Annotated in this window: 19 protein-coding genes; 8 read left to right on the top strand and 11 right to left on the bottom strand. The window is 74.4% G+C overall.

Annotated features, from left to right (window positions below):
• Positions 1 to 26: 26 nt before the first annotated feature.
• Complete coding sequence (locus EV190_RS20325; protein ID WP_133743191.1) at positions 27 to 1,133, bottom strand: LacI family DNA-binding transcriptional regulator; 1,107 nt, start codon at positions 1,131 to 1,133, stop codon at positions 27 to 29.
• 196 nt (positions 1,134 to 1,329) lie between these two features.
• Here EV190_RS20325 and EV190_RS20320 point away from each other — a divergent pair, with 196 nt between their 5' ends.
• Positions 1,330 to 2,352: a hypothetical protein gene (locus tag EV190_RS20320; protein ID WP_133743190.1), complete on the top strand. Its 1,023-nt coding sequence runs from the start codon at positions 1,330 to 1,332 to the stop codon at positions 2,350 to 2,352.
• 147 nt (positions 2,353 to 2,499) lie between these two features.
• On the opposite strand, the gene EV190_RS20315 is transcribed toward EV190_RS20320, so the two are convergent.
• Positions 2,500 to 3,297 carry a carbon-nitrogen hydrolase family protein gene (locus tag EV190_RS20315; protein WP_133743189.1) on the bottom strand — a complete coding sequence of 266 codons (798 nt, stop codon included), beginning with the start codon at positions 3,295 to 3,297 and terminating at the stop codon, positions 2,500 to 2,502.
• A gap of 299 nt (positions 3,298 to 3,596) precedes the next feature.
• Here EV190_RS20315 and EV190_RS20310 point away from each other — a divergent pair, with 299 nt between their 5' ends.
• The gene (locus tag EV190_RS20310) at positions 3,597 to 4,814 is read left to right on the top strand and encodes a beta-ketoacyl-[acyl-carrier-protein] synthase family protein (RefSeq protein WP_208113263.1); all 1,218 of its coding nucleotides are present in this window, start codon (positions 3,597 to 3,599) and stop codon (positions 4,812 to 4,814) included.
• Positions 4,815 to 5,082: 268 nt separating this feature from the next.
• On the opposite strand, the gene EV190_RS20305 is transcribed toward EV190_RS20310, so the two are convergent.
• Positions 5,083 to 7,392: an FdhF/YdeP family oxidoreductase gene (locus EV190_RS20305; RefSeq protein ID WP_133743187.1), complete on the bottom strand. Its 2,310-nt coding sequence runs from the start codon at positions 7,390 to 7,392 to the stop codon at positions 5,083 to 5,085.
• Between the two features lie 336 nt (positions 7,393 to 7,728).
• Here EV190_RS20305 and EV190_RS20300 point away from each other — a divergent pair, with 336 nt between their 5' ends.
• Positions 7,729 to 7,932, top strand: a complete 204-nt coding sequence (locus tag EV190_RS20300) for a cold-shock protein (RefSeq protein WP_133743186.1) — start codon at positions 7,729 to 7,731, stop codon at positions 7,930 to 7,932.
• A 146-nt stretch (positions 7,933 to 8,078) separates the two neighbouring features.
• Here EV190_RS20300 and EV190_RS20295 read toward each other — a convergent pair whose 3' ends face one another.
• The 4 genes from EV190_RS20295 to EV190_RS20280 form a co-directional block, all read right to left on the bottom strand.
• A complete protein-coding gene (locus EV190_RS20295) occupies positions 8,079 to 9,296 on the bottom strand; it encodes an AGE family epimerase/isomerase (RefSeq protein ID WP_133743185.1) in 1,218 nt (405 codons plus the stop codon).
• A 61-nt stretch (positions 9,297 to 9,357) separates the two neighbouring features.
• A complete protein-coding gene (locus EV190_RS20290; protein WP_166655516.1) occupies positions 9,358 to 9,975 on the bottom strand; it encodes a TetR/AcrR family transcriptional regulator in 618 nt (205 codons plus the stop codon).
• Positions 9,976 to 10,293: 318 nt separating this feature from the next.
• Positions 10,294 to 11,058 carry an SWIM zinc finger family protein gene (locus tag EV190_RS20285; RefSeq protein ID WP_133743183.1) on the bottom strand — a complete coding sequence of 255 codons (765 nt, stop codon included), beginning with the start codon at positions 11,056 to 11,058 and terminating at the stop codon, positions 10,294 to 10,296.
• Positions 11,055 to 14,063, bottom strand: coding sequence for a DEAD/DEAH box helicase (locus tag EV190_RS20280; protein WP_133743182.1), 3,009 nt, complete (start codon positions 14,061 to 14,063; stop codon positions 11,055 to 11,057). The genes EV190_RS20285 and EV190_RS20280 overlap by 4 nt, the downstream gene beginning before the upstream one ends.
• Before the next feature lie 331 nt (positions 14,064 to 14,394).
• Between EV190_RS20280 and EV190_RS20275 the strand changes: the two genes are divergently transcribed.
• Positions 14,395 to 15,675, top strand: coding sequence for a DUF5685 family protein (locus EV190_RS20275; RefSeq protein ID WP_133743181.1), 1,281 nt, complete (start codon positions 14,395 to 14,397; stop codon positions 15,673 to 15,675).
• An 8-nt stretch (positions 15,676 to 15,683) separates the two neighbouring features.
• Here the strand turns inward: EV190_RS20275 and EV190_RS20270 are convergent, their stop codons facing one another.
• Together EV190_RS20270 and EV190_RS20265 are read right to left on the bottom strand one after the other, a co-directional pair.
• The gene (locus EV190_RS20270; RefSeq protein WP_133743180.1) at positions 15,684 to 16,064 is read right to left on the bottom strand and encodes a DUF3037 domain-containing protein; all 381 of its coding nucleotides are present in this window, start codon (positions 16,062 to 16,064) and stop codon (positions 15,684 to 15,686) included.
• Complete coding sequence (locus EV190_RS20265) at positions 16,061 to 16,816, bottom strand: HipA family kinase (protein WP_208113260.1); 756 nt, start codon at positions 16,814 to 16,816, stop codon at positions 16,061 to 16,063. The genes EV190_RS20270 and EV190_RS20265 overlap by 4 nt, the downstream gene beginning before the upstream one ends.
• 264 nt (positions 16,817 to 17,080) lie before the next feature.
• On the opposite strand from EV190_RS20265, the gene EV190_RS20260 reads away from it, so the two are divergent.
• The 4 genes from EV190_RS20260 to EV190_RS20245 all read left to right on the top strand — a co-directional run bounded on the left by EV190_RS20260 (position 17,081) and on the right by EV190_RS20245 (position 22,477).
• Entirely contained in the window at positions 17,081 to 18,274 is a 1,194-nt protein-coding gene (locus EV190_RS20260; protein ID WP_133743204.1) for a Bcr/CflA family efflux MFS transporter, read from the top strand.
• A 99-nt stretch (positions 18,275 to 18,373) separates the two neighbouring features.
• Positions 18,374 to 19,159: a sporulation protein gene (locus EV190_RS20255; RefSeq protein ID WP_133743203.1), complete on the top strand. Its 786-nt coding sequence runs from the start codon at positions 18,374 to 18,376 to the stop codon at positions 19,157 to 19,159.
• Between the two features lie 120 nt (positions 19,160 to 19,279).
• Complete coding sequence (locus EV190_RS20250) at positions 19,280 to 21,238, top strand: AMP-dependent synthetase/ligase (protein WP_133743178.1); 1,959 nt, start codon at positions 19,280 to 19,282, stop codon at positions 21,236 to 21,238.
• Positions 21,239 to 21,952: 714 nt separating this feature from the next.
• Complete coding sequence (locus EV190_RS20245; protein WP_133743177.1) at positions 21,953 to 22,477, top strand: SRPBCC family protein; 525 nt, start codon at positions 21,953 to 21,955, stop codon at positions 22,475 to 22,477.
• 68 nt (positions 22,478 to 22,545) lie between these two features.
• Here the strand turns inward: EV190_RS20245 and EV190_RS20240 are convergent, their stop codons facing one another.
• Positions 22,546 to 23,190: a response regulator transcription factor gene (locus EV190_RS20240; protein WP_133743176.1), complete on the bottom strand. Its 645-nt coding sequence runs from the start codon at positions 23,188 to 23,190 to the stop codon at positions 22,546 to 22,548.
• Positions 23,142 to 24,416, bottom strand: coding sequence for a sensor histidine kinase (locus EV190_RS20235; protein WP_133743175.1), 1,275 nt, complete (start codon positions 24,414 to 24,416; stop codon positions 23,142 to 23,144). The genes EV190_RS20240 and EV190_RS20235 overlap by 49 nt, the downstream gene beginning before the upstream one ends.
• Positions 24,417 to 24,460 lie beyond the last annotated feature (44 nt).

The raw sequence follows: 24,460 nt of genomic DNA, 5'->3' as shown, positions 1-24,460 counted from the left end.
CGGCCTTTCCGGGTTGGTTTCCCTGTTCACGGGGCTGGGGAGGGGGCGGGGCCGATGGTGCGGCCGGGGACCGGCTCGCACGGGACCAGCTGCTGGAGGGGCGGTGCGGGGAGGCCGGGGTCGCCGGTGACGAGCTCCACGAGCAGGCGCACCGCGCGGCGGCCCATCTCCCGGCGCGGCACGGTGAAGCCGCTGATGTGGGCGAAGGCCGACCCGCTGGCGGGCGGGTCGCCCAGCACGGCCAGGGACACGTCGCGGGGGCAGTCCAGTCCCGCGGCCTCGACCGCGCCGGTGAGCGCGGACAGCGCGGCGGCGGTGTCGGTCTCCTCGGTGACGAGGGCGGTGACGCCCTCGGCGCGCCAGGCGCGCACGCGCTCGGCGGTGATGTCGGAGCCGTCGGTGCGCACGACGAGCCCGTCGGTGTCGATCCCGCACTCGCGGGCGCCCGCCAGGACGCCGCGCTCGCGGTCGGCGGAGGCCGGGGCGTCGTCGTTCTCGCGGACGTAGCGGACGCGGCGGTGCCCCAGGTCGGCGAGGCGGCGCACGACCTCTGCGGAGGCGGGGACGTAGTCGGCGCCCACGTACGGGACGCGCTCGCCCAGTTCGTCGCGCCGGCCGATGTAGACGAACGGATAGCCGTCCCGCGCGAGCCGCTCGATCTGCTCGGTGGGCACGTGGCGGCCGAAGAAGAGGCAGCCGTCGGCCACCCGGACCCGGCGCACCGCCGCGGGGTCGGCTGCGCGGGACGCGGCGCCGCTGGACCCGGTGAACAGGATCAGGTCCTGGCCCAGGGCCGCGGCCTCCTCCTCCACGCCCACCAGGACCGGGTAGTAGGAGTGGGCCACCTCGGTGGGGAAGGTCGCGGAGAAGGTGAACAGGCCCAGCATGTCGTTGCGCGCCGAGGCCAGCCGGGTGGCCACCGGGTCGGGCGCGTAGCCCAGCGACTCGGCGGCCTCCAGCACCCGGCGCTTGGTGTCCTCGGCCAGTACGACGCCCGCCTTGTTGCCGCCCAGCACCAGCGACACGGTGGTCTGGGACACCCCCGCGGCCCGCGCGATGTCGGACTGCCGGGGCCGGGCCTGGGCGGTCCGGCCGCCGGGACCGCCGCCTCCGCCGCCCCTACCGCTGACCATGTGAACTCCTGTCTCCGTTGAACCTAATGCGCATTAGGAAAAGAATCTGAGCCCTGCGAAGCGATAAGTCAACGCTTTCGCGCGAATTTCCCCGGAATCGCTTTCCGTGAGTACTAATACGTATTAGGTCCTTGACGGGGGGCCGTGACGCGGAGCACACTCGGCCTCCATCGCACCTGACGAGGGGAGCACCACCATGAGCGACCACCCCCCGAGCGGCCGCGGCCGGAGCCCCGCGGTGTCGCGTCGGACGCTCCTGCGCGGGGCCGCGGTCCTGGGAGCGGGGGCCGTGCTCCCGGGGGCGGCGGCGGCCCCGGCGGCGGCCGCGAGCGGCCCGGCGGGCTTTCCGAGCTACCGCTACCTGCGTCCCGCCTTCGACAAGAAGGCGCTGGCCTACAACCCGACGGGGGAGTTCATCTTCCCCACCATCCGCGGCACGGCCGGGCGGCTGGCCTCGCCGATGGGGCGCTACTACCTGTACTACGCGCCCCACGACGCGCCGGGCGGGATCTGCCTGGCCTACGCGGACTCCCTGGAGGGGCCCTTCACCGAGTACCGGGGCAACCCGATCGTGGCCCGGGGCTGGTCGCCGCACCACTCGGTCTCGCACGTCTCCTCACCGCACGTGATGTGGAACAGCGCGGCGCGGGAGATGTGGCTCTACTACCACGGGGAGAACACCACGACCCGGCTGGCGCGCTCCACCGACGGCGTCCACTTCCGCTACCAGGGCGTGGTCCTGAACACCGGGATGCTGCCCGGGACCACCGAGACCTCCTACGCCCGGGTCTTCGAGCACCCGATCCCGGCCCGGGGCTCCCGCTACGTCATGGTGTTCATGCGCAACAGCACGAGCAACAGCCGGTCGATCGGCTGGGGGTGGTCCCGGGACGGCATCAGCTGGACCTACGACCGGGAGCCGCTGGTGCGCCCCTCCGAGGTCGGCGCGGCCAACATCTCGGGGCCGCACCTGCTGACCCGCAACAACAGCGCCTACGTCGTCTACCACACGAGCAACGGCGGCATGCGCGTCACCGAGGTCGGCGGGGACTTCACCCGCCGCGTCCATCTGGGCGCCTTCCACTACCCGATGAGCGGCGCCCCCGACAACGGGCGCGCCGCGGCGCCCTCCTTCGGCACCGACGGGGGCGTGCACTACATGTTCTACGAGGCGGGCGACCGGCTGGGCGCCACCATCGCCATCGCCCGCGAGGTCTGACCACGGGCCCCGGGCCCCCTCCCGCCGGCCCTCACCCCTCCCGGGGCCGGCGTCCGTCCCGTCGGCCGGGGAGCAGGCCCGGCGGCCCGCTCCCCGGCCGGCGGAACGCGAACCCCTCCCCGGGCCGGCTCCGGACCGTCGGCGGGCTCAGGGGAGGAGGCGGGCGTTGCGCAGCACCGGGATCGCGGTGCGCGCCGCGGCCACCGCCTCGGTGTCGATGTCGGCGACCAGCAGGCCGGGGGCGGAGTCCAGCGCCGCGACGGTCCGGCCGTCGGGCGCCACGACCGCGCTGCGGCCGATCCCGCGCGGGGCCGCGCCCGACACCTCCTCGCCCGAGGCCGCCGGGTCCGCCTGGCCGCAGGCCAGCACCCAGGACGTCGAGTCGAGGGCCCGCGCCCGGGTCAGCAGCTCCCACTGCTCGCGCTTGCCCGCCCCGGCCCCCCACGAGGCGCACAGCAGGACGGCGTCGGCGCCGCCTGCGGCCAGGCGCCGGAACAGTTCGGGAAAGCGGACGTCGTAGCAGGTCGCCAGGCCGAACCGGAAGCCGTCGACCTCGAAGGACACCGGTTCGGAGCCCGGCTGCACCGAGTCGGACTCCCGGTACCCGAAGGCGTCGTAGACGTGGATCTTCTGGTAGACCGCCTCCACGCCCCCGCCCGTGGCCAGGAGCAGGTTACGCACCCGCCGGTCGCCTGCGGGCGCGAACATCCCGGCCACCACGACGACGCCGTGCTCGCGGGCGATCCCGCGCACCCCGGAGGCCCACGGCCCGTCGACCTCCTGGGCGGCCGCGGCCAGGTCGGAGCCGAAGCGGGCCATCGCCGCCTCGGGGAGCACCACCAGGCGCGCCCCGGCCGCGGCCGCCCGGGCGACGGCGTCCGCGACCAGCCCCAGGTTGGTCGCCGGGTCGCCGGTCGAGGAGATCTGGCAGAGCGCCACGCGCATGGGAGCGTCCCTTCGTCGGGGCCGGACCGGTGGTCCCGGCCGTGCCGGGTAAGGGACGAGCCTACGAGCTTTCGCGCGGGCGCGCGGGGCCGTCGGCCGCCCCGCGCGGGGGAGTCCCGACCAGGCGGGACGTGCCCGGTTCGCCTCGGATGCGGGAGAGCGTCACTATTGATCACGATTCGTCAAGTCTCGGAGCGTGACCGGCCGGGCGGAGCCGCCCCCGGCCCGTCCGCGGGAACGCTCCCCGGGCGGGCCGGGGGCCCGACCCGACACGACCGAGGAGAGTTCGACCGATGGTGATCAGCACGACGGGCGCCGTTGTCACGGGACTGGGTGCCACGACCCCGCTGGGCGGTGACGCCGCCTCGACCTGGGCGGGGCTCGTGGCAGGGGAGAACGGGATCAGACCGATCGAGGAGGACTGGGCGGTCGACTTCCCCGTGCGGCTCGCGGCCCGGCTGAAGGTCGAGCCGACCGAGGTCCTGGACCGGGTCCAGGCCCGGAGGCTGGACCGGTGCCAGCAGGTCGCGCTGGTGGCGGCGCGCGAGGCGTGGGCCCACGCGGGCCGCCCGGAGGTCGACCCCGAGCGCCTGGCCGTGGTGGTGGGCACCGGCACCGGCGGGGCGCTGACCATGCTCGGCCAGCACGACGTCCTCAACGCCTCCGGCAGTCGGCGGGTCTCCCCGCTGACGATCCCCAAGCAGATGTCCAACGGACCGGCGGCCTGGGTGAGCATCGAACTGGGGGCCAGGGCGGGCGCCCACACCCCCGTCAGCGCGTGCGCGTCGGGCGCCGAGGCCATCGCGATGGGGCTCGACCTCATCCGGCTGGGCCGGGCCGACGTGGTCGTGGCGGGCGGCGCCGAGGCGTGCGTCCACCCCCTGACCCTGGCCGGGTTCGCCCAGGCCCGCGCGCACTCCACCCGCAACGACGAGCCGGACCGGGCCTCGCGCCCCTTCGACACGGGCCGCGACGGGTTCGTGATCGGCGAGGGGGCGGCCCTGCTGGTCCTGGAGCGCGCCGAGTTCGCCGCGGCGCGCTCGGCCCGCGTCCACGCGGTGCTGGCCGGGAGCGGCGTGACCTCCGACGCCCACCACATCACGGCGGGCAGCCCCGAGGGGCAGGTCCGCGCCATGCGCATGGCGCTGTCCTCGGCGGGCCTGGCTCCCGGGCAGGTCGCGCACGTCAACGCGCACGCCACCTCGACGCCCGTCGGCGACGCCGTCGAGGCGGCGTCGATCACCGAGGCCGTCGGCCCGCACCCGGCCGTCACCGCGACCAAGTCGATGACGGGCCACCTGTTCGGCGCGGCCGGGGCGCTGGGCGCCCTGGCCACCGTCCTGTCCGTGCGCGACGGGGTGATCCCGCCGACCCGCAACGTGGACGACCTCGACCCCGGGATCACGCTGGACGTGGTCACGGGCCGGGCCCGCAAGGGGCCGCTGCCGGCGGCCCTGACCAACGCCTTCGGGTTCGGCGGCCACAACGTCTCCCTGGCGTTCACGCCGTCCCCCTGACGGCCCCGGGTCCCTCCACCGCCTCGGTGGAGGGACCGCTCCCGGACCGGAGGACCGTGGCCACCGGAGGCATGGACGGCCCCGACGCGGGGGGCGCGGATGGTCGCCCGCGGCCGCCTGCTGCGGGTCCTGGCGGCCCGCCGCCTGGAACATCGGAGCCCGCCCTTGAGTCCCTTCCTTCGCTGATCTTGACCTTTTCGGGGTCTCGGGGACGGTTGAGACCCCGAAAAGGTCAAGATCAGCGGGGAGACCACCACGGGCCGTCCCCTCACGCCTCCCCGGAGTCGGCCTCGAAGCGGACCACGACCGACTTCGACGTCGGGGTGTTGGAGACGTCGGCGGTGGAGTCCAGCGGGACCAGGACGTTGGTCTCGGGGTAGTAGGCGGCGGCGCAGCCGCGGGCCGTGGGGTAGTGGACGATCCGGAAGTGCGGGGCCCGGCGCTCCACCCCGTCCTCCCACTCGCTGACGATGTCCGCGTACGCCCCGTCGGCCAGGCCCAGTCCGGCGGCGTCGTCGGGGTGCACGAACACCACCCGACGGCCGCCGCGGATCCCCCGGTACCGGTCGTCCAGGCCGTACACGGTGGTGTTGAACTGGTCGTGCGAACGCAGGGTCTGCAGCAGCAGGCGGCCCTCGGGGACCCGTGGGGCGGTCAGCGGGTTGGCGGTGAAGTTCGCCTTCCCGGTGGCGGTGGGGAAGCGGCGCTCGTCGCGGGGGGCGTGCGGCAGGGCGAATCCCCCGGGGCGGCGAACGCGGGCGTTGAAGTCGGTGAAGCCCGGGACGACGCGCTCGATGCGGTCCCGGACGAGGTCGTAGTCGCGGGCGAAGTCCTCCCACGGCACGTCGTCGTCCGGACCCAGGACCCGCCGGGCCAGTCCCGCGACGATCGCCACCTCCGAGCGCATCTGGTCCGACAGCGGCCGCACCGACCCGCGCGAGGCGTGCACCATCCCCATCGAGTCCTCGACCGTCACGAACTGCTCGGCCCCGCCGCTGTCGTCCCGGTCGGTGCGGCCCAGGGCCGGGAGGATGAGGGCGCGCGCCCCCGTGACCACGTGGGAGCGGTTCAGCTTGGTGGACACGTGCACGGTGAGGCGGCAGCGACGCATGGCGTCCTCCGTGGCCGACGTGTCGGGTGAGGCCGACACGAAGTTGCCGCCCATCGCGAAGAACACCCTCGCGGTCCCGTCGCGCATCGCGCGGATCGCGCGCACCGTGTCGTGGCCGTGCTCGCGGGGCGGGGCGAAGCCGAACTCCGCGCCGAGGGCGTCCAGGAACGCGGGCGCGGGCCGCTCGAAGATCCCCATCGTGCGGTCGCCCTGCACGTTGCTGTGCCCGCGCACCGGGCACACCCCCGCGCCCGGGCGGCCCACGTTGCCGCGCAGCAGCAGGAAGTTCACGAGCTCGCGGATGGTCGGCACCGAGTGCTTGTGCTGGGTCAGGCCCATCGCCCAGCACACCACGACGCGCCTGCTGCCCAGCACCATGGCCAGGGCCTCGTCGATCTGCTCGCGGGGCAGGCCGGTGGCCGCGCCGACCTCGGACCAGAAGGCGTCGTCGTCCTGCTCCAGCAGGGCCTCGGCGAACACGTCGAAGCCGTGGGTGTGCTCGGCGATGAAGTCGCGGTCCAGCACCGAGCCGGGGCGGAGCTCCTCCATCTGGAGCATCATCCGGTTCAGCGCGCTGAACAGCGCGAGGTCGCCGCCCAGGCGGATCTGGAGGAACAGGTCGGTGAGCAGGGTGCCGCCCCCGGCCAGGCCGCGCACCGTCTGCGGGTTCCTGAACCGCCGCATGCCCGCCTCGGGCAGCGGGTTCACCGTGATGATCCGCGCGCCGCCGCGCTTGGCCCGCTCCAGCGCGGTGAGCATCCGCGGGTGGTTGGTGCCCGGGTTCTGCCCGGCCACGATGATCAGGTCGGCCTGGTAGAGGTCGTCCAGAAGCACGCTCCCCTTCCCCACGCCGAGCGTCTCGACCAGCGCCGACCCCGAGGACTCGTGGCACATGTTGGAGCAGTCGGGCAGGTTGTTGGTGCCGAACTTGCGCGCGAACAGCTGGTAGAGGAACGCGGCCTCGTTGCTGGTGCGCCCCGAGGTGTAGAACAGCGCCTCGTCGGGGGAGTCGAGGGCCGCCAGCTCCTCGGCGACGAGGTCGAACGCGCGCTCCCAGGACACGGCCTCGTAGTGCGAGGCCCCTGCGGCCAGGTACATCGGCCGGGTGAGGCGCCCCTGCTGGCCGAGCCAGTACCCCGAGCGGCCCGCGAGGTCCGCGACCCCGTGGCGGGCGAAGAACTCCGGGGTGACGGTGCGCCGCGTGGCCTCCTCGGCCACGGCCTTGGCGCCGTTCTCGCAGAACTCGGCCGGGTGCCGGTGGCCGGGCTCGGGCCAGGCGCAGCCGGGGCAGTCGAACCCCTTCTTCTGGTTGACGTCCAGCAGCGTCAGCATCCCCCGGCGGGCGCCCGCCTGGCCGCCGACCACCCGGACGCTGCTGACGACGGCGGGAATCCCCGCTGCCGACCGCCCGGGCTCGGTGACCTCGGGGGCGTCCTGGCGGGGGTCCTCGTGCGGAGCGCGTGACATGGCAAGACCTCTTCTTCCCCTGGGACACCCGGCGTTGACGGCGGCCGGCGGCCCCGGTGCGAGAGGACCGCCCGCTCCGATCATCCCAGCAGACGTCCGCCGGGGCGAGGGGGAGGCCGGCCGGGAGCGGCGCGGACCACGGGAGAAGCCCCTGGTCGCGGAAGAAGCGGTGTGCTAACGTGAGCATCGGGTTGCAGTCGTTGATTTCGCCTTGATCGCATGTGATCGCCTGCGGAGTTTTTGACCAGCGGGCGTTTTTCTTTGAAGAAGGTTCGCAGCACCCGCAGACCCGCAGAGTGCGGGTCTGGAACTGTCTCCAAAGAATTGGGAGATCGCATGACGCAGGGAACCGTCAAGTGGTTCAACGGCGAGAAGGGCTTCGGCTTCATCAGCCAGGACGCCGGTGGCCCCGACGTTTTCGTGCACTACAGCAACATCGCGGGAAGCGGCTTCCGTAACCTCGAAGAGAACCAGCGCGTCGAGTTCGACGTCACGCAGGGCCCGAAGGGCCCGCAGGCCGAGAACGTCCGCGCGGTCTGAGCAGTAGTCCATACCTCACCCCGCGGGGGTCGTCCGGTTCTCACCGGGCGGCCCCCGCGGGCTTTCGCGCGCCGGGACCGGGGCGGGGCGACCGCCCCGTCCGAGGTCTCCCGGCGCTCCCCGGGCGGCGCCGGGAGACCTCGGTGCTACCGGGCCAGCGCGCCGGCCAGGCTCGCGGCCAGGGGCAGCACCGGAAGCCGGGTCGCCTGGAAGGCGTGGTAGACGTCCGGCTTGCCGTTCCAGGTGGCGCCGGCCGGGGACGCGAGTGAGGCGTCGAGTTCGTGCCGCCAGCCGCCGCGACCGGTGTCCACGAAGTGCGCGGCGGCGTGGTCCCACCACACCCGGTACCAGCGCTCGTACCGGTCGTCCCCGGTGCGGCGGAGCAGGACGGCCGCGACCGACACGGCCTCGGCCACCACCCAGTGCATGCGCGAGCGCACCACCGGGGTGTCGTCGAAGCCCAGGGTGTACACGAACCCCTCGGCCCCGTCCACCGACCAGCCGCGCTCCACCGCGAAGGCGAACATCTCCTCGGCGTCGGCCAGCAGCCACGAGGGGGCGTCGTCCAGCGCCGCCTCCAGGTGCACCAGCAGCCGCGCCCACTCCAGCACGTGCCCGACCGTCACCCCGTACGGGCGGAACGGGTGCGCGCGGTCACCGGAGTTGTAGTCCTCGACGGGCTCCCAGTCGGCGGTGAAGTGCTCGGGCAGGCGCCAGCCGCGCCCGCCCGCCACCTCGTGGACGAAGAACCGCGCCATGCGCAGCGCCCGCCGGGCCCACACCGGGTCGCCGGTGGCGTCGGACGCGGCCAGGAACGCCTCCACCAGGTGCATGTTGCTGTTCGCGCCCCGGTACGCCTCGTCCGCGCTCCAGTCCCGCTCCCAGCTCTCGCGGCAGCGGCCCGCCTCCTCGTCCCAGAACCGCTCCCCGACGACCGAGGCCGCGTCGTCGAGGAGTTCGCGCGCCCCCGGCCGGCCCGCGAGCGCGGCGCTGGACGCGGCCAGCAGCACGAACGCGTGCTGGTAGGCGTCCTTGCGCGTCTGCGAGGGTGCGCCGTCGGCGTCCAGCGCGGAGAACCAGCCGCCGTGGACCGCGTCGCGCAGGGGCCCGGACAGCGCCCGCACCCCGTGGTCGGCGATCGGCCCCGCGCCCGGGACGCCCTCCAGGTGCGCCAGCGACGCCACGTGCGTCATCCGCGCGGTGATCCAGGTCTGCACACCCTGGTCCGGCACCGCGGCGCCGTCGGCGTCCAGCCAGGCGAACCCGTGTGCCGGGTGCTCGGCGGCGGAGACGAACTCCAGCAGGCGCCGGGCCTCGGCGTCCAGCCAGTTCCGGTGCGCGGACTGGGAGATCCACGAGTCCATGGCCGATGACTCCAATCGTTGGTCGATCCGGACATACTCTCGCATCCCTCCCTGGGCACCCTCACCACGCCTTCCCGTCCCGGGGAACCGCCGCCCAGGCGCGTTCGAACGCCGCGCGGACCAGGGCGGCGGGGCTCGGCGCGCAGCCGCGCAGCTCGGCGGAGAAGACCACCGCGCCCGCGCAGTCGTCCATGAGGGAACCGGCGAGCCATCGCGGCGGCAGGGACGCGTCCAGGAGGCCGGAGTCCTGGGCCCGGCGCATCACCCGGGCCAGGGCCTCCAGGCACGCCTCGTACCCGGTGGTGTCGCTCCCGCCGGTCGCCGGGGCCGGGCCGGGGCCGTTGGCCAGCACGGGGTAGGTCTCCACGGCGCGCATCAGCGCCGCCACCACCCGCTCCAGCAGCTCCTCCCGGGGGCACGCCTCCGGGGCGGCCTCGGCGATGAGCCGCCGGGTCCCGGAGAACGCGGTCGCGTACACCTCGGCGACCAGCTGCTCGCGGGCGTGGAAGTGCCGGTAGACGGTGGTGCGCCCCAGACCCGCGGCGGTGGTCAGCTCGTCCATGGTCGCCTCGGGACGCTCGGCCAGCAGCACGGTGGCGGCGCGGATGATCCGCTCGTGGTTGCGGCAGGAGTCGGCGCGCCGCCCGCGTATCGGGCTCTCGGCCGGATGGCCCTCCATCATCGGGTTCGCGGCGCGCTCCCCGGGTCCTCGGCCCCGGGGAGGGAGGCGCCGCACCTCCTCACGTCGGATCGGTGAACGGGACGACGGTGGCGACCGGATCCAGGGGTGAGGAGCCCTTCTGGGCGGCCGAACGGCGGTGCGTCGGGGAACCGGGACCGGTGGGGTCGGAATCCCCCGGTTCCACCGCGGGAAAGGAAACCAACTTCCATCGTGCCATGCCCGGGGGCCGCGCGGCGCCGCGAAACGGGTCCGGCCCCCTTCCCCGGAAACGACCGCGGGAGCGGCGCCGGCGAAGAAGGGCGGACACCGCGGACGTCAGACGGCCGGCCCCCCGCCGCCGGGCCGCGGCGCGGGGGCGGTCAGCCGCGCGTACAACGGGGCCAGCGCCGCGGCGAGGCCGTTCCCGTCGGAGTCCGACGGGAACGGCGGGGGCTGGACGGGGCCCGGGCGCGGCCGCCGGGGGAGCGCCGGGGCGTGCCAGAACGCCTCGGCCGTTTCGGGCAGCGGGCGCGCCGCGACGTGCACGGGAGGCGCGGCGTCGGCGAACGCGTGCGGCGCGGCGGAGGAGCGGGACCGCAGCCGCATCGCGGACAACAGCTCGGTCCGGTTCCGGCCCAGCCACGCGGTCAGCAGGAACGGGTCCTCGTCCAACCGGTCGGCCAGGGTGTACAGGGCCGCCGCGGCGTGCTTGCACGGGTCGCCCCAGTCGGGGCACGAGCAGGTCAGGACCAGGTCGTCCAGGCCGCGGGGGAACAGCGGCAGGCCCAGGACGTCGAAGACCCGCTCCACCTCGGGCGGCAGCTCGCCGGACAGCAGCCGGGCCCGGAACAGCGGCTGGCCGCTGAGCGCCGCGACGGCGGTGTCCCATTGCCCATCGTCCAGCACGGGGAAGATCAGGCTGACCCGGTACGGCGCCTGCCGTGATCCCTGGACCCGGGCCAGCACCTCGCCGGGGCCGACCCTGAGCCGGGCCACCGCGCCGCCGTCGGCCAGAGCGCGCCCGCGCCGCAGCCTGCCGCTCTCGGTGTCCTCCTCCAGCGCCGCGACGAACCGGGCCGACCACCAGCGGTGCCCGCTCACCGGGTCACCGCCTCGGGGGCCAGGCGCACGACCTCGCGCAGTTCGGCCGTCGACAGCCCGGCCAGCCACTCCTCGCCGGTGCCCACCACGCGCTCGGCCAGCGCCTTCTTACGTTCGATCATCTCGTCCACCCGCTCCTCCAGCGTCCCCACGCAGATGAGCTTGCGCACCTGCACGTCGCGCCGCTGCCCGATGCGGAAGGCGCGGTCGGTGGCCTGGTCCTCCACCGCCGGGTTCCACCACCGGTCGACGTGGACCACGTGGTTGGCGGCGGTCAGGTTCAGCCCGGTGCCCGCGGCCTTCAGCGACAGCAGGAACACCATCGGCTCGGCCGACTCCTGGAAGCGGCGCATCAGCTCCTCGCGCCGCGCCCGCGGGGTCCCGCCGTGCAGCCACAGCACCTCGCGGTCCAGCCGCTCCGCCAGGTACGGGGCGAGCCGGTCCCCGAACGCCGTGTACTGGGTGAAGCACAGGGCCTTGTCGCCCTCGGAGACCGCCTCGGCGAGCAGGCGCTCGAGCCGGTCCAGCTTGCCCGAGCGGCCCTCCAGCGCCGAGCCGTCGCCCAGGAACTGGGCGGGGTGGTTGCAGATCTGCTTGAGCCGGGCCATCGTCGCCAGGACCAGGCCCTTGCGCTGGATGCCGTCGGCCTCGTCGATCCGCTCGGTCATCTCGTCCACCGTCGCCTTGTAGAGCGACGCCTGCTCGGGGGTGAGCGTGCACCAGGTCCGCATCTCGTGCTTCTCGGGCAGGTCGGAGATGATCGTGCGGTCGGTCTTGAGCCTGCGCAGGATGAACGGACCGGTCAGCCTCTTCAGCAGCGCGGTGCCGTGCTCGGAGCCCTCGACGTCGTCGCGCCCGGCCGTGGCCGCGATCGCGCGGTCGAAGGCCGCGGCGGACCCCAGCAGCCCGGGGTTGGCGAACTCCATGATCGACCACAGTTCGCCCAGGTTGTTCTCCACCGGGGTGCCGGTCAGCGCGATCCGGGCCTCGGCCTTGAGCTCGCGCACCGCGCGGGCCTGGCGCGTGCCGCTGTTCTTGATCGCCTGAGCCTCGTCGCAGACCACCCGCCGCCACGGCATCGCGGCCAGTTCGTCGACGTCGCGGGTGACCACCCCGTAGGTGGTCACCACGAGGTCGCTCCCGCCGAGCAGGCGCGCCAGGTCGTTGCCGTGCGCACGGTCCGGGCCGTGGTGGACGCGCACCCGCAGCCCGGGCGCGAACCGGCCGGCCTCGCGCTGCCAGTTGCCCACGAGGGAGACCGGGCAGATCATCAGGGTCGGCCCGGCCGCGCCGCGCGCGTGCTCGTCGGCGAGCAGCGCCAGCAGCTGGACGGTCTTGCCCAGGCCCATGTCGTCGGCCAGGACCGCGCCCAGGCCGAGGCCGCCCAGGAAACGGAGCCAGGCGGCGCCGCGCTCCTGGTACGGGCGCAGCGCGCCGCCGAACCCCGGCGGGGTGGCCATCGGCTCCAGGCTCCGCTCGGCGCCTCCGCTCAGCAGCGCGCCCAGCGCGCCGTCGGCGTCCACCTCGCCGATGGGTACGGGGGCGGGGCCCTCGGGGGACACGGCCAGCTCCAGTGCCTGGGAGCGGCGCATGCGGCCCCGGCCGCGGCGGCGCAGGAAGTCCAGCGCGCCCTGGACGGAGGCGGGGTCGACCTCCACCCAGCGGCCGCGCACCCGCACCAGGGGCTGCTTGAGCCGGGCCAGCTCGGCGAGGGCGTCGGTGTCCACGGGCTCTCCGCCGAGGACAGCGGAGAAGGAGAAGTCGACGAGGTCCTCGGCGCCGATGCCGCCACCCGCGCCCGACGGGCGCTCCCGGGTGGCCAGCGTCAGGGTGAGGGCGGGGCGCCCCGCCCATTCGGGCAGGACGACGGCGAACCCGGCCGCGGTCAGCCGGGGAGCGGCGTCGCGGATGAAGGTGTACGCCCCGCCCCTGCCGAGCGTGATCCCGGCGGGGGCCAGCTCGTCGAGCGCGGGGGCCAGCGCCCGGTAGTGGCGGGCGGCGCGGGCGAGGTCGCGCAGCGCGGTCGTCTCGGCCTCGGGGCCGAGCCAGGCGCCGCCCTCGCCGTTCCACAGGTCGCGCAGGGGCAGCTGCAGGCTGGGGTCGGCGGCGGACTGGATCCAGAGCTCCACCCGCCACACCTCGTCGGCCTCGGCGGTGGGCTCGGGGCCCGGCTCGGGTTCGGTGAGCCGCAGCAGCAGCCGGGGTCCGGCGGGGGAGCGGTGCGCGGCCTCGAACGACTCGCGCAGGCGCGTGGCGAGCGCCTCGTCCAGATGGTGCGGCCCGGTGTCCGCGCCGGTCAGGGAGTCGGTCCAGGGCGCGGTGGCGGACGGGGGGACGGCGGCGAGCCGGTCCCGGGCGACCTCGTCCACCAACGCGGCCAGCGCGGCGAACACCTGATCGCCGGCCGGCGGCGGTGTTGCGGGGTCCAGGTGGGCGTGCGCGACGGGGGGAAGGGCGGCGGCCAGGTCGGCGAAGCGCGCGGCGTCGGAGCCGGTGAGCAGGGGACGCCACCGCGCGGCCGGGGGAGCGTCGGCGGAGCCGGTGACGAGCGGCGCCAGCCGCGCGGTGTCGACGAGGTGCTCGGCGAAGGCGCGCACCTCGACCAGGTGCCGCAGCCCCGCCCCGATCGCGAAGTCCTCGCGGGGGGCGCCGTCGAGCGCGGCCAGGAGCGCGTGCGCTCCGGTGCGGAGGGCCAGCGCGGGGACCAGCCAGCGACGCGCGGACACCGCGCGCACGGCGGGCGCGTCCGCGCGGGGGCCGAGCTCCGGGGAGGGGAGCGGGTGCCGGGTGGAGCCGGGGAGGCGCAGTTCCAGTTCGACGGGGTCGGCCTTGGCGACGGTGTCGCTCCCGGCCGGCGCGGCCAGCGCGCCGCGCAGCGTCTCGGCGTCGCAGGCGTAGGGGTGCCGCGGCGCGGCGGCCCGCGACGCGGTGGCGGCGGGCGCGCGGGGGTCCTCGGCCCACAGCGTGAGCGCGTCCCCGGCCCAGGCCGCGTGCACGACCAGCACGTCGCACCCCCTGTCTCCGTGTCGACCCCAAAGTATGCCGAGCGGTGACGACATCCGCATCCGGTGTCCACAGGCGCGCCCGACGCGGATCCCCGGCCTGGAGCCCGCCGACGGCGAGCGGGTCCGGGCGGACCCCGCGCGGTCGGCGGGGAACCGGAGGCGCGCCGGGACCGCGAGGAGGAGCGGCTCGTCCGGGGCATCGACGGACCACCCCCGACGGCGGGACGGCCGCCCCGCCGGCCCCGGTCCGGGGGAAACCGGAACCTTGGAGGGCGAACCGGCATCATATCCGCGTCTGTTCCCTTCTCGGTTGTGAAAGCGGTGGACCGCGTTGTTCGGAATCCTTCGGCCGTGCCGGCACTCGCTGCCCGGTGACCTGGCCGCGGCCTGGATGTCCCACCTGTGCGGACTGTGCCTGGCACTGCGCGACGAGCACGGCCAGCTGGCACGGGTCGCCACCAACTACGACGGGCTGGTCGTCTCGGCCCTGACCGCCGCGCAGAGCGAGGCCGGAAGGGGGACGCGGACGGCTGGCCCGTGCCCGCTGCGGGGCATGCGCGGGGCCGAGGTCGCGGAGGGGGCGGGCGCCCGGCTGGCCGCGTCGGTGTCGCTGCTGCTGGCCGCGGTCGCGGTGGACGACCATGTCAGCGACGGGGACGGGGTGTACGGGCGGCGCCCGGTGCGCGGTGTGGCGCGCGCGGTCGCCGGGCGCTGGGCGGTGCGGGCCCACGCGTCGGGGGAGCGGCTGGGGTTCGACGGCGGCGCGCTGCTGTCGGTGCTGGAGCGCCAGCGGGAACTGGAGTCGGGGGTGGGAACGGGGGACGACCTGCTCGCCGTGACCGGGCCGACCGAGTACGCCACGGGGGAGGCGTTCGCGCACACGGCGGTGCTGGCCGGGCGGCCCCGGAACGAGGCCCCGCTGCGCGAGGCGGGGCGGCTGTTCGGGCGGGTGGCGCACCTGCTGGACGCGGTGGAGGACCAGGAGGCCGACCGTGCCTCGGGCGCGTGGAACCCGATCACCGCGACCGGCACCGACGCCGCGCGGGTGCGGCGGCTGTGCGAGGACGCGGTGCTGGGGGTGCGGCTGGCGCTCGCGGAGGCCGACCTGGTGGACGGCCGCCTGGTGCACGCCCTGCTGGTGCACGAGCTGGAGCGGGCGGTGGGGCGGGTGTTCGTGTCGGCGGGGCACCCGCGGCCGCCGGGCGGCGGGCACGGGGGGCGCCACTCGCACGGACCGATCGGGGGCGGCGGGGCCGGGGCGGGCGGGAGGGACCACCCGCCCGCGGGCGGCGGCCCGGACGGGGAGCGGAGCCGGATGGCGGACCAGGGCGGCTGGTGCTGCACGACGCCCGCCGCCGAGTACCCGCCCCGGCGCAGGGGGTTCTGGGCGGGGTGCGGGGCGGCGCTGTTCATGGGGTGCACCGGTCAGCTGTGCTGCCGGGACCCGTTCCCGGGGCCGTGGAAGGGGAAGCCCCGGGAGTCGGCCTGCTCGGTGCTGTGCGACGGGTGCGAGGTGTGCTCGCAGTGCGCCGAGGGGTGCAGGGCGTGCTGCACCTGCGGGAACTGCTGCCGGGACTGCGGCGGTTCGGACTGCTCGTGCTCGTGCGACTGACGCCCCGGTCAGCGCACGAGCAGGTCGAGCAGGCGCTCGGTCTCGGCTCCGGGGTCCTCGGTGAGACCGGTGTGGATGGGGCCCGGCTGGACGACGGTGCTGCGGGGCGCGGTGAGCCAGCGGAAGCGGCGCCCGGCGTCGTCGGTCGCGGCGGGTCCGGCGGCGGGCCCGCCGTGGCAGACGACCTCGACGGCGCGCAGGGAGGTGCGGACGGCGTCGGCGTCGGCGTCCGGCGCCAGGGCGCGCAGGCGGTCGGCGTCCAGGTGGGTCCGCGCGGCGAGGTAGCGGTGGTGCTGGCTGTAGAGGATGACCCCGGCGTTGATGAGTTCGCCGCGCTGGAGGTCCGGGACGACGCGCAGGAGTGCGTACTCGTAGGGGGTGCGGGTCATCGGGCGGTCTCCGGGAGCCAGGTGCGGTCGGTGGCGCGGGCGAGCAGGTGGCGGGTGTAGGCGGCGCGGACGTCGTCCGGGGTGGTGAAGCCGGGCTCGTCGGCGAGCCACTGGTCGGGGACGAGCGCGGTGACCTCGGTGAGGAGGCCGGGGGTGACGAGGGGGGCGAGGTCGCGGTCGGCGGCGGCGAGGTCGGGGCCGGACGCGGCCAGGACGTGGTCGGCGGCGTTGTAGGGGCGGGTGGTGGCCCCGGCGGCGCCGGGCCAGTTGTGGTGGAAGATCAGGCTGGCCCCGTGGTCGATCAGGTAGGGGCGGCCGTGCCACAGGAGCATGTTGGGGTTGCGCCAGGTGCGGTCGACGTTGTTGGTGTAGGCGTCGAGCCAGAGGACGCGGCCGGCGAGCCGGGGGTCGACGGTGTGGACCGCGGGGTCGTAGCCGATGGAGCCGGGGAGGTAGTCCATGGCGAGGTTGAGGCCCGCGCTGGCGCGCAGGAGCTCCTGGATCTCGGGGTCGGGCTCGGCGCGCGCGATGAGGGGGTCGAGGTGGATGAGGGCGAGCTCCGGGACGGGGAGGCCGAGGCGGCGGGCGAGTTCTCCGGAGACGATCTCGGCGATGAGGGATTTGCGGCCCTGGCCGGCGCCGGTGAACTTGATGACGTAGGTGCCGAGGTCGTCGGCTTCGACGATGGCGGGAAGCGAGCCGCCCTCGCGTAGGGGCGTGACGTATCTGGTGAGGATGATCTCCGGGAGCACGCTCCCGATCTTAGGGAGTGGCGGAGGGCCGGCCGTCCGCGCCGCCCGGGGTAACCGGGATCACCTTTGTCCGCCGTTTTTCGGGATTTTCTCGGGAACGGCGGTTGTTGGGGTGAGAGGTTCCCTTGCCGGGTCGGGCATCGGACCATCCCATGTATACGAAGGAGTGCAGTGACGCGCAGTGCGACCAGCCCCCCCGCCTCTTCCGCGTCGGGTGTGGCTGACTCTGGACCGGCCACGCCGAGGCCGCGACGGTCGGTGGCGATGATGGTGATGGTGCTGGGAGTGCTGACGGCTTCGGGGCCGCTGGCCACGGACCTGTACCTGCCGGCGTTCCCGATGATCGCGGAGGACCTGGGGGCGCCCGAGGCGCAGATCCAGTTGACCCTGACGGCGATCATGGTGGGGCTGGCGCTGGGGCAGCTGGCGCTGGGGCCGATGAGCGACGCCTGGGGGCGGCGGCGCCCGCTTCTGGTCGGCGTCGCGGTGTTCACCGCGACGTCGGTCCTGTGCATGTTCGTGGACTCGGCGGCGGCGTTCGTGGCGCTGCGGTTCGTGCAGGGCGTGGCGGGGGCCGCGGGAGCGGTGATCTCGCGCGCGGTGGTGCGCGACCTGTTCGAGAGCGACGACGCGGCGCGGTTCTTCTCGCGGCTGATGCTGGTGACGGGGCTGGCGCCGATGGTGGGGCCGGTCCTGGGAGGCCAGCTGCTGCTGGTGGGGCCGTGGCAGATGAGTTTCGCGCTGCTGGCCTTCGTGAGCGCGGTGAGCTTCGTGGTGGTGTACTTCGGGCTGCCGGAGAGCCTGCCGGCGGGGGAGCGCACGCCGATGCGGCCGGGCGCGCTGCTGAGGACGGTGGGCCGCCTGGTGCGCGACGTGCGGTTCGTCGGCCCCACGGTGACGCTGGGGCTGAGCTTCGCGATGATGTTCACCTACATCTCGTCGTTCTCGTTCGTGTCGCAGAACGAGCTGGGCGCGACGGCGCAGGGGTTCAGCGTGGTGTTCGCGGTCAACACGATCGGGCTGATCGCGGGGACGCAGGTGAACGCGTTCCTGATCGGCCGGGTGGAGACGTCGCGCCGACTGCTGCTGGGGCTGGCGCTGGGGCTGCTGAGCGTGCTGGCGATGGCGGTGCTGGAGGCCGTGGGGGCGGCCGGCCTGGTGTCGTTGACGGTGGTGTTCTTCACGATGATGTTCGGTATGGGGCTGGTGTTCCCGAACGCCACGACGCTGGCGATCTCGTCGCAGCCCGCGTCGGTGGCGGGGACCGCTTCGGCGCTGGTCGGCGCGTTGCAGTTCGCGCTGGGCGGCGGCCTGTCGGCGTTGGCGGGGCTGACCGCCACGGGCGAGGCGTCGCTGGCGAGCATGGCGGTGGTGATGGTGTCGACGGGGTTCGCCGCGCTCGCGGTGTTCGCCGCGGCGGGCTGGCTCGGGCGGCGCCGCCCCGCGGCGGTGGTGTAGCCGCAGGTCCCCGCCGGGAACCCCGGCGGGGACCTGCTCGTCTGACGGGACAGGGCTTCGGTCCTGTCCTTTCGTGTTCCCGGTCGTATGGGGGTTGTCGTGGCGTTCAAGCGGTTGCTGGCTGGTCTGGGGTTCGGCGGCGCGTCGGTGGAGACGGTGCTGACCGAGGCCGACGTGGTGCCGGGCGGCGTGGTGCGCGGTGAGGTGCGGATCGAGGGAGGGACGGTCGACCAGCGGGTGGAGGAGCTGACGGTCGGCCTGCAGGCGCGTGTGGAGGTGGAGTCGGGCGACAGCGAGCACTCCAGCGACGTGGAGTTCACCCGGCAGCGGCTGGGCGGGGAGCTGCACCTGACGCCGGGGGCGCGCTTCTCGGTGCCGTTCGAGATGAACGTGCCTTTCGAGACGCCGGTGACCTGGTACGGCGGGTCGCACCTGGCGGGGATGAACCTCGGGGTCAACACCCGGCTGAGCGTGGCGGGGGCCCTGGACCCGGGGGACCTGGACGCGGTGCGGGTGGCGCCGCTGGAGGCGCAGCGGGTGGTGCTGGACGCCCTGGTGTCGCTGGGGTTCCGGTTCAAGCACGCGGACCTGGAGCGGGGCCGGTTGCGGGGGACGCGTCAGCGGCTGCCGTTCTACCAGGAGATCGAGTTCTACGCGCCGGGCCGGTACCGGGGGCTGAACGAGCTGGAGCTGTCGTTCGTGGCCGACGACCGGGGCGTGGACGTGGTACTGGAGCTGGACAAGAAGCCGGGGCTGCTGCTGGGAGAGGGAAGTGACTCGTTTCACCGGTTCACGGTGGAGCACCGGGGCGCGGCCGCCCAGGACTGGCAGGGGTACCTGCACGGGTGGGTCGACTCGATCGCCGGACGCCGTGGCTGGCTGTAATCGGCCATGCTGGCGGCTTGCCCAAAGGTGACGGTTGCGTGCACAGTAGGGCTCATTCACGTGACCGGGGGGCGGCCGCTAGCGGTGCCCCCCGGCTTTCCTGTGAGGAGTGTTGAGGGCATGCGCCAGTCACGGTCCCCCGTTTCGCCGTTGCCGAGCCCGGGTGTTCTGGGCGAGTTGGTCTATTCGAGTTCCCGGTCGGCGGACGGTGAGAGGACGGCCTTCCACCGGCCGGTGGCGGGGGACGGGTGGCGGGACGTGGGTGCCACGGAGTTCCTGTCCGCGGTGACGCGGCTGGCCAGGGGGTTGATCGCGGCGGGGGTCGGCCGCGGGGACCGGGTGCTGGTCGCCGCCGCCGCGGGGTACGAGCAGACGCTGGTGACCTTCGGGGTGTGGGCGGCGGGCGGGGTGGTGGTGTGGGTGCCGCCGGGGTGCTCGCCGGGGCTGCTGCGCCGGGTGCTGCGGGACAGCCGCCCGGCGGCGGCGGTGGTGCGCAGCCGGGAGCACGCCCGGGTGGTGGCGTCGCTGCAGCACGAGCTGGTGGACCTGGGGCGCACCTGGCAGCTGGACGAGGCCGGGCTGGAGGGGATCGCCAAGCCGGGGGCGTACATGGACGCGTCGGCGGTGCGGTTCCGGGTGGAGGAGTGCAGGCCCGACGACGCGGCGGTGATCTGCTACACGGCGACGCCGCAGCGGCGGGTGCGGGGGGCGGTGCTGACGCACCGGAACCTGCTGGTGTCGGGGCGGGCCCTGGTGGGGCGGCTGGAGCCGGTGCTGGCGGACATGGGCGAGGGGCGGGCGGTGACACTGCTGGGCCCCGGGGCCGACGGGGTCGCGGGCTACGGCGTGCTCGTGGCGTGCATGCTGGGGGGCGTGCGGGTGGGCTTCGCGCGTGAGGACGCGGACTTCGCGCATCAGGTGCGGGAGTTCTCGCCGACGCTGCTGGTGGCCGACGCGCCGTTCCTGACCCGCACGTACGAACTGGAGAGGACCCGCTCCAAGGAGGGCGGCTGGGACGGGGTCCAGGCGTTCAAGGCCGCGACGCAGCTGGCGGTGGAGATCGACAAGAAGGGCCGGCGGGGAGCGTGGCAGCGGGTGTCGCGCGCCCTGTACGAGTGGGCCTACACCCGGGTCAAGGACGCGCTGGGCGGCGGGGTGCGGGTGGTGGTGTGCCCGCAGGGCGGGTTGGAACCGCGGTTGACGCACTTCTACGGGGGTGCGGGCGTGCCGGTGCTGGAGGGGTTCGGCCTGGTGCAGACGGGCGGGTTCGTGACGCTGAACGTGCCGGGGGCGCACCGGCCGGGCACGGTGGGACCGGCGTTGGACGGGGTGGAACTGAGGGTGTCCGATTCGGGTGAGGTGATGGTGCGCGGCGTGTGCGTGTTCGCGGGCTACCACAACGCCGCGCGCGACACCGACCGGGCGCTGCGGGACGGGTGGCTGGCCACGGGGTGGCTGGGAGAGGTGGACGGGGAGGGGCGCCTGGTCGTGCGGGGGCCGCGGCGGGCGCGTCCGGCGGCCGCCGCGCGGTCGGCGGAGCCGTCTCCGGAGCTGCCCGTCGCGCCCACGTCCGCCGCCGTCGTGGCCGCGGCGTCCGCCGCCGCGGACGTGCCCGCCGCGGCGGGGGCCGTGGTCACGGGCGCGGTGGTGGACTCCGGGGGCGAGGGGGTGCTGCCCGACTTCGTGGCGTTGGAGACGCGGCTGCTGTCGCATCCGCTGATCAGCCAGGTGATCGTGCTGTCGGAGAACCGGCCGTACGCGACGGCGCTGATCACGTTGAAGCGGGACCAGTTGGAGTACTGGCGGCTGGTGAACGGGCATCCGCTGTCGACGCCGCTGGAGCAGATCGCGTTCGCGCCCGAGATGGGGGCGGAGATCCGCCGCGCGGTGGAGGAGGTCAACAGCAGCGTGTCGCCGGAGTCGATGATCCGGGCGTTCCACGTGCTGCCGGAGGAGTTCAGCCCCTCCAGCGGGCTGCTCCTGCCGTCGGGCCGGCTGCGGAGGGACGCGGTGCTGCGGGCGTTCGCCGAGGAGATCGAGTCGCTCTACGCGGTTCCCCCGACCGGAGAGCGCCGCTAGGGAGTCTCCGGCGCGGGGGTGTTTGGCGTGCTGGTGCTTTGGGTGGGTCTTTCGGCCTCACGCCCGCGAACCGCGAGGTTACGGCGGGCGGCGACGGCGGGTGCGGGTCGGGGCCGGGGCCACGACGTCCGTTTCGCGTGGTTTCCGTTGGTGATCTTGCTGTTTCCCCCCGAGAACCTTGATTTCGGGGGGAAACGGCAAGATCGCCGGACATTCGAGGGCCGGTTCCGCCCCCACCCGGAATGATCTTGGGCTTTCCGCCCTTCCAGGCCCCGAAACGGGCAGAAAGCCCAAGACCGTCAACGGACCCCTCACGCAGCGGACGTCGTGGGCGCGGCCCCGGCCGCCACCCGCCGTCGCCGCCTCGTCACGGCGCCGAGCACGAGAGCACCCCGACGATCGGGTCGGCGGACTCCCGGCGCCGGACCACCCCCGCGGCGGAGACTCCACAGTGTCCCGTTCCTCCCGCCGATCTCGGTCTTTCCGGGCTCTCACCGGCGGTCGAGACCCCGGAGAGGCCGGGATCACCGGGGAGGGCACCCGTCGGTGACCTGGGGATCGGCGGCCCCGAGCGGGTGCGGCGGCGCGGGAGCGCCGAGTCCGCCGGGAGAACCGTGTGTGTTCGGGGCGTCGCGGGGTAGCGGCGGCCGTGGCGGAGGCGCGGTGCGGTTCCGCCGGGTACGCGAAGTCGACGCGAGGAGAGGACACGACAGAATGTCTGAGGTCATCGAGGCCGTCGAGGTTGATGTTCCGGTGCGTCAGGTCTACGACCAGTGGACCCGGTTCGAGACGTTCCCGCGGTTCATGGAAGGCGTGGAGCGGGTCGAGCAGAGGGACGACACGCACACCTTCTGGCAGGTCTCCATGGGAGGCCAGAAGCGCGAGTTCGAGGCGGTCATCACCGAGCAGATCCCCGATGAGCGGATCGCGTGGAAGAGCGTGGACGGGACCACGCACTCGGGTGTGGTGACGTTCCACCGGCTCGACCCGTCCCACACGCGGGTGACGCTGCAGATGGTCACCGCTCCCGAGGGAATGGTGGAGAAGCTGGGCGACAAGCTGGGCGTGGTCAAGTCGCGCGCCAAGGGCGACATGAAGCGGTTCAAGGAGTTCATCGAGGAGCGGGGCGCCGCGCCCGAGGGCGGTTGGCGCGGCGAGGTCCGCCCGGGCCGGGGCGAGGTCCGCGGGGACCGTCCCGAGCCGCCGCTGGGCGGTATCGGGGGTCCGGGCCCGGTGTGATCCGGAGGCCCGTGTGACGGGGCGGGGGCGATGCGCGTCGGCGCGCCGCCCCCGCCCCGTCGCCGTTCTCAGCCGTTGAGGTAGGCCAGGACGGCGAGGACGCGGCGGCTGTCGTCGGAGGAGGGCGGGAGGCCGAGCTTGGCGAAGATGTTGTTGATGTGCTTGCTGACGGCCTTCTCGGTGATGAAGAGCCGGCCCGCGATGGCGGAGTTGGAGCGGCCCTCGGCCATTTCGCCCAGGACCTCGCGTTCGCGGGCGGTGAGGGCGCCCAGGGGGCTCTCGAGGGTGTGCTTGGCGAGGAGCTGGGAGATGACCTCCGGGTCCATGGCGGTGCCGCCGGCGGCGACGCGGCGGACGGCCTCGATGAACTGGCCGATGTCGAAGACGCGGTCCTTGAGGAGGTAGCCGACGCCGCCCTGGCCGCCGGAGAGGAGTTCGCGGGCGTACAGCTGCTCGACGTGCTGGGAGAGCACGAGGACGGGCAGCCCGGGGACGCGCTCACGGGCGGTGATGGCGGCCTTGAGGCCTTCGTCGGTCTGGGTGGGGGGCAGGCGCACGTCGACGACGGCGACGTCGGGACGGTGCTCCAGAAGGGCGTCGAGCAGGTCGGGACCGGTGTCGACAGCGGCGACGACCTGGAAGTCATGGGCGTTGAGGAGCCGGATCAGCCCGTCGCGGAGGAGGGCGAGGTCTTCGGCGATGACAACGCGCACGGTAGCTCCATGGTGATGATGGTCGGACCCCCTGGGGGGCTGGCGATCATCATCGTGCCATCGAACGCGCCGAGCCGGCGCCGGACCCCGGTGAGGCCGGACCCGTTGGCGGTGTCGGCGCCGCCGTTCCCGTCGTCGCCCACGACGATGACCATGCGGCCGAGCCCGTAGTTGATGCGGACCCAGGCGCGGGTGGCGTGGGCGTGCTTGGCGGTGTTGGTCAGGAGTTCGGCGACGGCGAAGTAGACGGCGGACTCGACGGGGTCCTCGGGACGGCCGGCCAGGTCGATGTCCACGGAGATGGGGAGCTGCTGGGTGACGGCCAGCGCGCGCACGGCGCCGTCGAGGCCGCGTTCGACGAGCACGGGCGGGTGGATGCCGCGGACGAGGTCGCGGAGTTCGGTGAGGGCCTGGCGGGTGCTCTCGCGGGCCTCGGTGAGCAGCCTCTGCGCGGCGGCGGGGTCGGTGGCGAGCATCTGCTCGGCCATGCCCAGGCTCATCCCCAGGGCGACGAGGCGGGCCTGGGCGCCGTCGTGGAGGTCGCGTTCGATCCGGCGGACCTCGGAGGCCTGGGTGTCGACGGCGTCGTCGCGCGAGGCGGACAGGTGGGCGACGCGGGCGGTGAGGCGGGCGGCGGCGTTGGGGGCGAGCAGGAACCGGTTGAGGTGGGCGTAGACGCGCATGAGGGGCGGGGTCGCGAGCCAGAACGCCAGGAACGCGACGGGGGCCTGCAGGAGGGTGAAGTAGGAGCCGGCCTGGCTGCTGACGGGGACGGCGCCGAACACGACGAGGGTGTCGGGAGGCATCAGGGGCCAGTAGAGGGGGACCAGGAGGCTGTTGACGCCGAGGACGAACAGGACGACGGGCAGGAGGAGCAGGACGAGGCCGAGGAGGGGGTTGAGGACGAGCCAGGCCAGGTCGCGCCAGGTCGCGGGGTCCCTGAGGATGGTGCCGACGGCGGGGATGACGCCCCTGGGCAGGGGGCGGTAGGGGGCGGGGACGGGGGAGGGCAGCCACTGGCCGAGGACGCGGCGGTGGTAGTCGGCGAACCGGCGGGTGAGGTGGGTGACGCCGGCCAGGAGGGGCAGGCCGATCCACAGCAGGCTGAGGACGCCCGCGAGCAGGAACAGGGGGAGCAGGAGGAGGCCGAGGACGGCGGTGGTGGCCAGGGCCAGGCACCAGCTCAGGAGCCTGAGGCGCTTGGCGCGGTAGTCCTGGACGACCATGGTGGCGGGTTCCTCTTCTGTGGACGGGCGGCGGGGGAGCGGTG

Origin of the sequence: Actinorugispora endophytica (assembly GCF_004363075.1) — a bacterium.
Lineage (GTDB): Bacteria > Actinomycetota > Actinomycetes > Streptosporangiales > Streptosporangiaceae > Actinorugispora > Actinorugispora endophytica.
This window is presented reverse-complemented; position numbering and strand designations above follow the sequence as displayed.